The sequence below is a fragment of the Paenibacillus sp. 1-18 genome (assembly GCF_000520755.1).
In the GTDB taxonomy this organism is placed as follows: Bacteria; Bacillota; Bacilli; order Paenibacillales; family Paenibacillaceae; genus Paenibacillus; species Paenibacillus brasilensis.
This window is the reverse complement of sequence record NZ_ASSB01000388.1, coordinates 1-9154: the sequence shown is the minus strand read 5'-3', so window position 1 is coordinate 9154 and position 9154 is coordinate 1. Positions and strand designations below refer to the sequence as shown.

At 49.0% G+C, this 9154-nt stretch carries 11 protein-coding genes; all 11 read left to right on the top strand.

The features are described 5' to 3' along the window. Nucleotides 1–182, top strand: a 182-nt coding sequence (locus tag L693_RS31785) for a hypothetical protein (RefSeq protein WP_025721309.1), incomplete at its 5' end; no start/stop codon positions are given. A 2-nt stretch (nucleotides 183–184) separates the two neighbouring features. Then, on the top strand, nucleotides 185–1684 hold the full coding sequence (mazG, locus tag L693_RS0126205; RefSeq protein WP_025721307.1) for a nucleoside triphosphate pyrophosphohydrolase: 1500 nt from the start codon (nucleotides 185–187) through the stop codon (nucleotides 1682–1684). A gap of 389 nt (nucleotides 1685–2073) precedes the next feature. Then, a complete protein-coding gene (locus L693_RS0126200; RefSeq protein WP_007428028.1) occupies nucleotides 2074–2346 on the top strand; it encodes an HU family DNA-binding protein in 273 nt (90 codons plus the stop codon). Beyond that, nucleotides 2346–2624 carry an RNA-binding S4 domain-containing protein gene (locus tag L693_RS0126195; protein WP_025721303.1) on the top strand — a complete coding sequence of 93 codons (279 nt, stop codon included), beginning with the start codon at nucleotides 2346–2348 and terminating at the stop codon, nucleotides 2622–2624. The genes L693_RS0126200 and L693_RS0126195 overlap by 1 nt, the downstream gene beginning before the upstream one ends. A 175-nt stretch (nucleotides 2625–2799) precedes the next feature. Then, nucleotides 2800–3084, top strand: coding sequence for a sporulation protein YabP (yabP, locus tag L693_RS0126190; RefSeq protein ID WP_025721301.1), 285 nt, complete (start codon nucleotides 2800–2802; stop codon nucleotides 3082–3084). Beyond that, on the top strand, nucleotides 3081–3659 hold the full coding sequence (yabQ, locus tag L693_RS0126185) for a spore cortex biosynthesis protein YabQ (RefSeq protein ID WP_025721299.1): 579 nt from the start codon (nucleotides 3081–3083) through the stop codon (nucleotides 3657–3659). Before yabP ends, yabQ begins: the two co-directional genes overlap by 4 nt. Before the next feature lie 4 nt (nucleotides 3660–3663). Next, nucleotides 3664–3993, top strand: a complete 330-nt coding sequence (locus tag L693_RS0126180; protein ID WP_025721297.1) for an FtsB family cell division protein — start codon at nucleotides 3664–3666, stop codon at nucleotides 3991–3993. Between the two features lie 122 nt (nucleotides 3994–4115). Next, entirely contained in the window at nucleotides 4116–4634 is a 519-nt protein-coding gene (locus L693_RS0126175; protein ID WP_025721295.1) for a S1 domain-containing RNA-binding protein, read from the top strand. A gap of 505 nt (nucleotides 4635–5139) precedes the next feature. Then, on the top strand, nucleotides 5140–7647 hold the full coding sequence (gene spoIIE / locus L693_RS0126165; RefSeq protein ID WP_025721294.1) for a stage II sporulation protein E: 2508 nt from the start codon (nucleotides 5140–5142) through the stop codon (nucleotides 7645–7647). Nucleotides 7648–7773: 126 nt separating this feature from the next. Then, nucleotides 7774–8523: a vWA domain-containing protein gene (locus L693_RS0126160; RefSeq protein WP_025721292.1), complete on the top strand. Its 750-nt coding sequence runs from the start codon at nucleotides 7774–7776 to the stop codon at nucleotides 8521–8523. After that, nucleotides 8507–9154, top strand: a 648-nt coding sequence (locus L693_RS0126155; protein WP_025721290.1) for a serine/threonine protein kinase, incomplete at its 3' end; no start/stop codon positions are given. The genes L693_RS0126160 and L693_RS0126155, both read left to right, overlap by 17 nt.

The following is a 9154-nucleotide window of genomic DNA, read 5'->3' as shown; positions in this document are numbered from 1 at the left end:
GTGCTGCGCCGGCTGCGCGTGTTGGCGTAGCCTTGGCAATGCCGCTTACGGACAGAGCGGCATTGCCATTTTATGAGCCTATACAACTTTGTGGTATAGTAAATGCCAAAGCAAAGGAAGCGGAAGTGGGATGCGCCGTGTTTTCTCGGAGCATGCCTGGTTTCTGCGGAACGGAGGATTGAATATGAGCGTAACATTAACGGTCGTAGGCTTGGGCTCGGGAGATCCCGATCAGCTTACGATAGGGATATTGAACAAAATGCGGGGCGCTTCGGCGCTGTACCTGCGGACAAGGAAGCATCCGGCGGTTAAAGTGCTGGATGAGTTTGAGGTGGCTTTTGAGTCGTTTGACACGGTGTATGAGACAAAGGAATCTTTTCCAGAGGTATACGAGGAAATTACCAGCCAATTGATTGCAACGGCTGCCAAGGCGGCGGATGGAAGCGAAATTGTCTATGCGGTTCCCGGTCACCCGATGGTAGCGGAAGCAGCGGTACAGCTGCTTAAGGAACGTTGTCCTGGGGAAGGCATCAAGCTGAACATCTTGGGCGGTGAAAGCTTTCTGGATGAAGCCTTTGTGCGTCTTGGATTTGATCCGATTGAGGGTTTCCAACTGCTCGATGCGGGTACACTGGATGCGAGCTGGCTTCAGCCTCAGCTACATACGCTGATCGGACAAGTGTATGACACCTTTACTGCATCCGATGTGAAGCTGTGTCTGATGGAACGTTATCCTGACGATTACCAGGTGTATGTCGGTCACGCTCTTGGGGTAGAAGGTGAGGAAGCGGTACATAAGGTGCCTCTGTACGAGCTGGATCGAGTGGAGGGTTACGGAAACCTGTCTCTGGTGTATATACCCCGTAGTGAGGATGAGGCGCTCAAGCGGCGATCTTTTGACCGTCTGCACGAGATTGTCGATATTTTACGCAGCCCGGAAGGGTGTCCATGGGATCGTGAACAGACCCATCAGTCCATCCGCAAAAATCTGATCGAGGAAACGTATGAAGTCATCGAAACGATAGATGAGGATGACCCTGAGCATATGAAGGAAGAGCTGGGCGATTTGCTGCTGCAAATTTTGCTGCATGCCCAAATGGAAGAGGAAGTTGGAGCCTTCAATGTCTATGACGTGATTCAGGGATTGAATGATAAGCTCATTTTCCGCCATCCGCACGTATTTGGTGACCATCAGGCGAATGATGCGGAAGAGGCGCTGCAAAACTGGGAGCAGATGAAAGCCGAGGAAAAACGGCTTAAAGGGACAGCGTCCGCACAGTCTTCTGTACTCGATGGGGTTCCACGTGATTTGCCTGCGCTCATGAAATCATACAAGCTTCAGAAAAAAGCAGCTAAGGTAGGCTTCAACTGGGATAGTATCGAAGGTGTATTTGACAAACTGGACGAGGAAGTGGCTGAATTGAAGGAAGCGGTCCGTGAAGGCCATTCCGTAGAAGCACAGTTGCTGGAGCTAGGTGATGTATTATTCGTTGCTGTGAATGCAGCTCGATTTATGGAAGTAGACCCCGAAGAGGCATTGTCTGCCACCAATCGAAAATTTATAAAACGATTCCAGTATATTGAACAAAAATTACGCGAGCAGGGGCGTCGTCCTGAGGACAGCAGCGTAGAAGAAATGGAAACCTACTGGCAGGAAGCCAAAAAGCTCCTTGACAGAGCTTGATCACACCGCCCTGCTGAACAATGATTCGGTCAGAGAGCGAAAAAAATACAGGTAAAGAGTGGCTTGCCTATGGACTGTACAGGCCAGCAAAGGAGACGCGTGCAGGGTTAAAAGCATGCCTGGTTTGAGGAGACTTGCCAATGGGGAGCGTTTTGTAGTAGGATGTTGGCTTAACTGGGGTCCAATAAAAAAACGCCTGCTATTGCAGGATTTTTAGGGGCAAGCCAGAATAACTTGTAGTAATTCTGAAAATAACTGTAGCTTACAGACAAACGTGCTACAGTTGAATTCAGAGAGGCTTCGGCCGCAGCTTGACCTCACGTCTGCTCCAGGTATGGACATGCAGCGGCGTGATGATTACTTTTTGATATTTGGGAGGCTTTTATCTTATGAACAAGACAGATTTGATCAACAATATTTCCAGCAAAAGCGGTTTGAGCAAACGTGACGTTGAAGCTGTATTGAATGGCGTTCTTGGTGAAATTACAGATGCACTCGCTAGTGGCGACAAAGTACAACTGATCGGCTTTGGTACTTTTGAAACGCGCAAACGTTCCAGCCGTACAGGTCGCAACCCACAAACCGGCAACACGATTGAAATTCCAGAATCGACCGTTCCTGCTTTTAAAGCCGGTAATAAGCTTAAAGAAGCCGTTAACTAATGCGTCTTGATAAATTCTTGAAAGTCTCGCGGCTGATTAAGCGGCGAACCGTAGCCAAGGATGTCTCCGAACAGGGGAGAGTGGTGGTGAACGGACGCGAAGCCAAGCCGAGCAGTGCGGTCAAAGTGGGCGATGAAATCACCGTCCAATTTGGTCAAAAGCTGGTGACTGTGCGAGTGGAACGGCTCGCCGACACTACACGCAAGGACGAGGCTGCAAGTATGTACACTTTGGTGAAAGAAGAGCCTATTGCCAGGGAGAGCGGTTTGAACTGGTAAGCAGGCATCGAATTTTCTCATCGAGCTGTACATGAAAGCACTCCTTCATCATCTGATGAAGGGGTGCTTTTTTTAGGTGATAAGCCTTCTTTAAGGCTGGCTGATTTAAAGCAAAAACAGTTCTAAATCATATGGCCCCCTTCATAAGCTAAGAACAGAAGGAGGGGTACATGCCATGATTGAACAAGGGAAGCCCAAGCACCATGATTTGCATATGCAAAGCCGCAAGCAGCTCGATATTTCAGGCGTCAGCAATGTGGAGAGCTTTGACAGTGAAGAGTTCCTGCTTCAGACCGAGCTGGGCCATCTCACCATTCGCGGACAACATTTACATATCAAAAACCTCAGTCTGGAAGAGGGGCTGTTGTCCATTGAAGGTCAGATTAATTCCCTCGTCTACCTGGAGCCCGGGGCCCCAGCCAAAAATGGAAAAAGCCTATTCGGCAAGCTCTTCAAATGAATCCTTATACACAATGGCTGACGTTGATGTGGATGCTGCTGTCGGGCATTGCAATGGGAGTGGTGTTTGACAGCTACCGGGTGCTGTCCATCCGCTTTCATCTTGCCCGTTGGAGCGTTCATATGTTGGACGTGCTGTACTGGGTGGCCTCGGCGCTGTTTATTTTCCGTGTGCTGTACGCGAGCAATCGCGGTGAGCTGCGGTTTTATGTCTTTTTAGGACTACTTTTGGGGGTTTGGCTCTATTTTTGGGCCTTTAGTGTTACAACCCAACGTTTTGTGGTAATGTTATTAGAGATAGTCCGCAGACTGACGTTGATCGTGAACAGCATACTGCGCATCCTGATTGTTCTTCCGGTGTTGGCGCTGTATCGGCTGGTACGCAAACTGGTCGGATGGACATGGGCACTTATCGTGTTCTTGGGAAGGATGCTGATATACATCTTGATGCCACTTTGGAAGCCGATCCTATGGCTGATCGGTCCGCTCAAAGCGCGCTGGAAGACTCCAAAGTCGCTCGTGAAGCTCGGCATCAGAGTGAAAAACACAGCAAAAAGATGGTTTGGAAGGAGGTAGTATCATGCGTAATTCGTCTGTAGATCGCCAGTCATCTCCTACGTCCAAGTCCAACGCGGGCGGGCGCAGGCGAATCATGATTTGGTTGCTATCGCTTGCCGCCTTTGGTAGTTGGGCTATTTTCACCTTTTTTTCACAAGGGATGATTATGGCTGATCGAAGTGAACAGCTCACCCAGAAGGAAAAGCAGAAGCAAGCTGCTACACAAACAGAACAACAGCTTCAAACCGAAGTGAATCGTCTCAAAGACCCCGAGTACATTGGGGAGATTGCCAGAAGCAAGTACGGTCTCTACAAACCGGAAGAGACGCCGATCATCGGTGATCAGAAATAGGACCGTTATCGGGCTAATGCTTAGTTGACCTTAGTTCCGCCATTTTGTATAATCAAATCACCACAGCGGGATTTTTTTGCAAAAAATCGGTTGTATATTTTAAGGGAGGATCATTTTATTCTATGGCAATTGAAGTGGGCACCAAGTTAGAGGGCAAAGTGACAGGCATCACGCATTTTGGAGCATTTGTGGATTTGTCTGGAGGTGTCACGGGTCTCGTTCACATCTCGGAAATCGCCGATAACTACGTTAAGGATGTTAACGACCACCTGAAGATTAATGATGTCGTGACGGTGAAAGTCATTAATGTTGACAAAGATGGCAAAATTGGACTTTCCATTAAGCAAACGATTGACAAGCCGGCAAGTGAAGCCCGTCCACCAAGAGCTCCAAGACCGGAGCGTACAGGAGGAACAGGTGGAGGAGACCGTTTCGGCGGTGGAGGTTCAGGTCCAAGTCAGGGACGCGGTGGTGGTGGTTTCAACCGCGATCGTGGAGGCCGTTCTTTCAAGCCTGCACCGGGTAAACCTTCATTTGAGGATAAAATGTCACGCTTCCTGAAAGATAGTGAGGAACGCATTTCGTCGCTGAAAAAGAACACCGAGGGTAAACGCGGAGGACGCGGCGCGAAGCGTGTTTAATTCACTTGACAACCGTATCAACCATACACGGAAAACCGTACAGTCGAAAGACTGCTACGGTTTTTTTGCGTTTTACCGACAACACATACAGGCAGGCAAGTGCTGGAGGGGATGCAGGCTGCCGTCATCCTGCGAGCATATGATGAGAATCATGATTATTGAAGAATCGAAGAGCAATTGTGCTGAAAAAATGTATGTTTTTTTTGTCGTGAGGACCTAATCGTCCGACAAACTCCAACGGTTTTCCGTCTATCTTCTGTGCAAATCGCTAGTCTGGGTGTAGTGATGGACGACAGGGAGGGGCTACGAAAGTGAAGGATTGGATGGAACTCCCATACCCTTCCATACGGGCGTGGCCTGATTTCCAGGGTGATGCTCTGTCCTTTCGCGCTGAACGTTTTTTTGTCGGAAATTTCTTGGAATAAGACGTGAGGTTCTGACAAACTTTCTCAATCGTTCCGGTTTAAGATGGGAACATCAAATTGATGAATGGGGTGCCTGACGCATGATGGAGAAATGGAACGTGGTACAATTTCCGGGGTTGAAATCTAGAAAGTCCAGATCCAAAGAACGTACGGAAGGTTGGACTTCCAGACTCAAGAAGCGACTGGATTCACATAAAGCGGTGCAATGGGTGATGGCGCAAAGATGGATGCTGCTATTGTCGGCTATGGGGCTTTTACTGGGGCGCGCCATGATTTTGGACGAGCTTTCCCCTTTTGCCCTCGCTTATTTTGCGGTCATCACATTCCTTCGCCGTGATCTGATGCTGCCTATAGCTGTATCGGTATTACTGGGTAGCTTGTTGGCTCCCTATCCATCGTTGTTCATGATTGGAGGTGAGCTGATTGTATTTTATCTCTTGTTTCGCGGGCTACGAGCCTTTGATCGTCTGGAATTATCCTATGCTCCGCTTATGGTTTTCCTATCTGTGTTCATGGTCAATTTATTTAACGCCGTGATGGCTCCGTCCTTCACATGGTATGATCTTGTCATTGTGGGAACGGATGCGGTCCTTAGCTTTATGCTTACACTGGTGTTCACGCAGGCTATTCCACTGTTTACGTATCGAAAAAAGACAAGCCAGCTCAAGAATGAGGAAATTTTGTGTCTCATTATTTTACTGGCCTCTGTGATGACAGGGGCGGTAGGATGGACCCTTCATTCACTGTCTGTCGATCATGTTTTGTCACGATATTTGATCTTGGTGTTTGCTTTGGTTGGAGGGGCTTCACTAGGTGCTTCGGTTGGTGTGATTACCGGCTTAATTCTCAGCCTGGCCAATATGTCCGCGATTGTGCAGATGAGCTTACTTGCATTTGCGGGCTTGCTGGCAGGGATGCTGCGTGAAGGGCGAAAGGGTGCTGTTGCATTAGGGATGTTACTGGGCTCTTCCATTTTAACGATCTATTTGGATGGGACGGGAGATGTACTGACATCGACTTGGGAGAGCTGTGCGGCGATTCTATTATTCTTAATAACTCCAAAAAGCTTCTTTAAAGCGGTTTCTACCTATGTCCCCGGTACGCAGGATCACGCCAAGTCCCAGCATGAATATGCCAAAAGGGTTCGTGACCTCACCGCAGAGCGGGTAACGAAATTTTCCCGCGTATTCAGTCAGCTATCCCGCAGCTTTCATCAGATATCTGCGAGTGAGGGCGCAAAGCCGGACGGAGAAATCGAGCATTTTATGAACGCCGTAGCGGAAGGCACGTGCGCCTCCTGCTTTAAGTGCGAGCAGTGCTGGGACGGCAAGTTTATGCAAACTCATCAGTATATGACGGAAATGATGAGCGCCATTGAGGATAATCCTGATTTGGAGCCGGAACAGATGCCGCCGCAATGGAGCAAGGCATGCGCCAAAACGGGCGCTGTACTGCAGGTCATGAAGCAGCAGTATAGTCTCTATCAGCATAATATGCAGTGGAAGCGCCAAGTATACGACAGTCGTCAGCTTGTTGCTGACCAGCTATCAGGCGTATCACAAATTATGGAGGATTTGGCGCGGGAAATTCAGCGGGAAGGCCAGACCATGCATCGGCAGGAGGAGCAAATACGGGAGGCGCTTGAGCGGCTGGGTTTGTCCATCCAATCAATTGAGATTATTAACCTGGATGCAGGTCAGGTAGAAATTGAGATTGTCCATGCCTATACAAGGGGATTCGATGAATGTCGGAAAATCATTGCTCCGCTGCTGTCGGACATACTGGACGAGCATATTGCCGTGATGCGCGAAACGGCGGCAGATCGCCGCCAAGGCTTGGCCACCGTCATGTTTGGCTCTGCCAAGACGTATGAGGTGGCTACAGGAGTAGCAAGTGCCGCCAAGGGAGGGGATTTTTTCTCAGGAGACAGCTATAGCATGATGGAGCTAGGGAACGGGACCTTTGCAGTCTCCCTGAGCGATGGGATGGGGAATGGAGAGCGTGCGCAGCAGGAGAGCAGCGCGGCCCTTGATATTTTGGAGGAATTATTGCAATCCGGGATGGATGAGAAATTGGCGATCAAGTCGGTGAACTCTGTCCTGATGCTGCGATCACCCGAGGAAATGTATGCTACCGTCGATATGGCGCTGATTGACCAGTACACGGCCCGAACAACCTTTATGAAAATTGGGTCTACGCCGAGCTTTATTAAAAGGGGGGAGGAGGTCATTCCTGTATCTGCCAGTAATTTGCCAATTGGCATTATACAGGATATTGAGGTGGATTTGGTGTCACTTCAACTACAGCCGGGTGATATTCTCATCATGATTACAGACGGTATATACGATTCGCCGGGTTATGCGGTCAATAAGGAAATATGGATGAAGCGCATGATCCAGGAGATTGAAAGTGATGATCCGCAGCAGCTGGCCGACTGCTTGCTGGAACGGGTTATTCGTTACCAGCAAAATCAAATCTATGATGATATGACGGTTGTTGTTAGTAAAATAGATCATTACCGTCCAGAGTGGGCAACCCTGCATGTACCCGGTATGAGCTGGGCAGAGCGTCCACGGACGGTGAGTTAAGGTAACATTGCCCGGGAAATTCCTTTCTCGCTTTTAAAAATCCGCATTCTTCGTTTGAATCGTTCCGGAATAGGCAAAGATAGAATCTATCGGGATAGATTAAGAGGAAGCGGAGGTCAAAAAGCGATGAAGCAAATTTTGATCATTACAGACGGATGTTCCAATGTAGGGGTTAGCCCGGTCATAGCGGCTGCTCAGGCTCTACAGGAAGGCATTACAGTGAATGTCGCTGGAGTCATAGATTATGGAACCATAGGCGAGCTTGGCAGTACGGAGATTCGCGAAATTGCTAAAGCTGGAGGAGGGTTCAGCCAAATCGTAGGCACGAAGCAGTTGGCACAGACCATGCAGATGATGACACGTAAAACGGTCGTTCAAACGATTCAGCAGGCGGTTAATAGAGAGTTAACGCATATTTTGGGTGAGGGTGGCGCCCGGCATATTGGTGAACTGCCTCCGGCCAAACGGGCTCAGGTAGTTGAGGTGATGGACGAACTTACAGAGACAAGCCCTCTGGAAATTGCTTTACTCATTGATGCCAGCGCGAGTATGAGGCCCAAGCTGCATGCTGTAGAGGACAGCATTCGCGATTTGCTGCTCAGTTTGCAGTCCAGGAGCGGACTCAGCCGCATCTCTGTATTCCATTTTCCAGGCGGCCGAATGGGTGAAGACGCGGTTATGGATATCGGCTGGACCTCTGAACTCAACCAGATCAAATCGCTATTCGGACGTCTGCGGATGAAAGGAGCGACGCCGACAGGTCCAGCCATTTTACAAGTGATTGATTATTACCGATATGTTACACTAGAGGAACAGAAAGATATGGAAGAATCCTATGATAAAGGAGAAGGGATGCTCGGTGACTATGTCGTCTGATCCCGTTCTTGCACCCGGAACGGTCATCAAGGGCAAGTGGAAGCGGAGCAGCTATGTCATTCAGCGCCTGCTGGGCCGGGGAGCGAACGGAACTGTATATTTGGTAAAAGAAGCACAGGCCGATCGGCAATTTGCTCTGAAAATGGGAAGAAACACGCTTGATCTGCAATCAGAGATTAATGTGCTGACTACACTGCATTCTCAAGGGACTAAGGCCGTGTTCCAAAAAGATGGGGACCCCTCCTTTTTATTTGAAGTCGACGATGTGGTGTTACGCAGCGGAGAGATCCCCTTTTATGTCATGCGATATATTAAGGGCGATCCGCTTCATCGTTTTGTTGCAGCCAAAGGGGCGGAATGGTATGGTGTGGCTGGAACCGGTATACTCAATCGTCTGGCAGAGCTGCATCAGGCAGGATGGGTGTTTGGCGACCTGAAGCCGCAAAATATTTTGGTCAATGCCTATGGAGAAGCCGAATTAATTGATTATGGCGGAGTATCCCTTGCAGGTCGGAGTGTTAAACAATTTACAGAATGGTATGACAGGGGATTCTGGAATGCTGGCAACCGAAATGCCGATCCCCAGTATGACCTGTTTGCCTTTGCTCTTCTAACGATTCATATATTGGAG

Coding starts and splice junctions, on each gene's coding strand:
- mazG (WP_025721307.1), top strand. CDS start 185: ATGAGCGTAACATTAACGGTCGTAGGCTTGGGCTCGGGAGATCCCGAT.
- L693_RS0126200 (WP_007428028.1), top strand. CDS start 2,074: ATGAACAAGACAGATTTGATCAACAATATTTCCAGCAAAAGCGGTTTG.
- L693_RS0126195 (WP_025721303.1), top strand. CDS start 2,346: ATGCGTCTTGATAAATTCTTGAAAGTCTCGCGGCTGATTAAGCGGCGA.
- yabP (WP_025721301.1), top strand. CDS start 2,800: ATGATTGAACAAGGGAAGCCCAAGCACCATGATTTGCATATGCAAAGC.
- yabQ (WP_025721299.1), top strand. CDS start 3,081: ATGAATCCTTATACACAATGGCTGACGTTGATGTGGATGCTGCTGTCG.
- L693_RS0126180 (WP_025721297.1), top strand. CDS start 3,664: ATGCGTAATTCGTCTGTAGATCGCCAGTCATCTCCTACGTCCAAGTCC.
- L693_RS0126175 (WP_025721295.1), top strand. CDS start 4,116: ATGGCAATTGAAGTGGGCACCAAGTTAGAGGGCAAAGTGACAGGCATC.
- spoIIE (WP_025721294.1), top strand. CDS start 5,140: ATGATGGAGAAATGGAACGTGGTACAATTTCCGGGGTTGAAATCTAGA.
- L693_RS0126160 (WP_025721292.1), top strand. CDS start 7,774: ATGAAGCAAATTTTGATCATTACAGACGGATGTTCCAATGTAGGGGTT.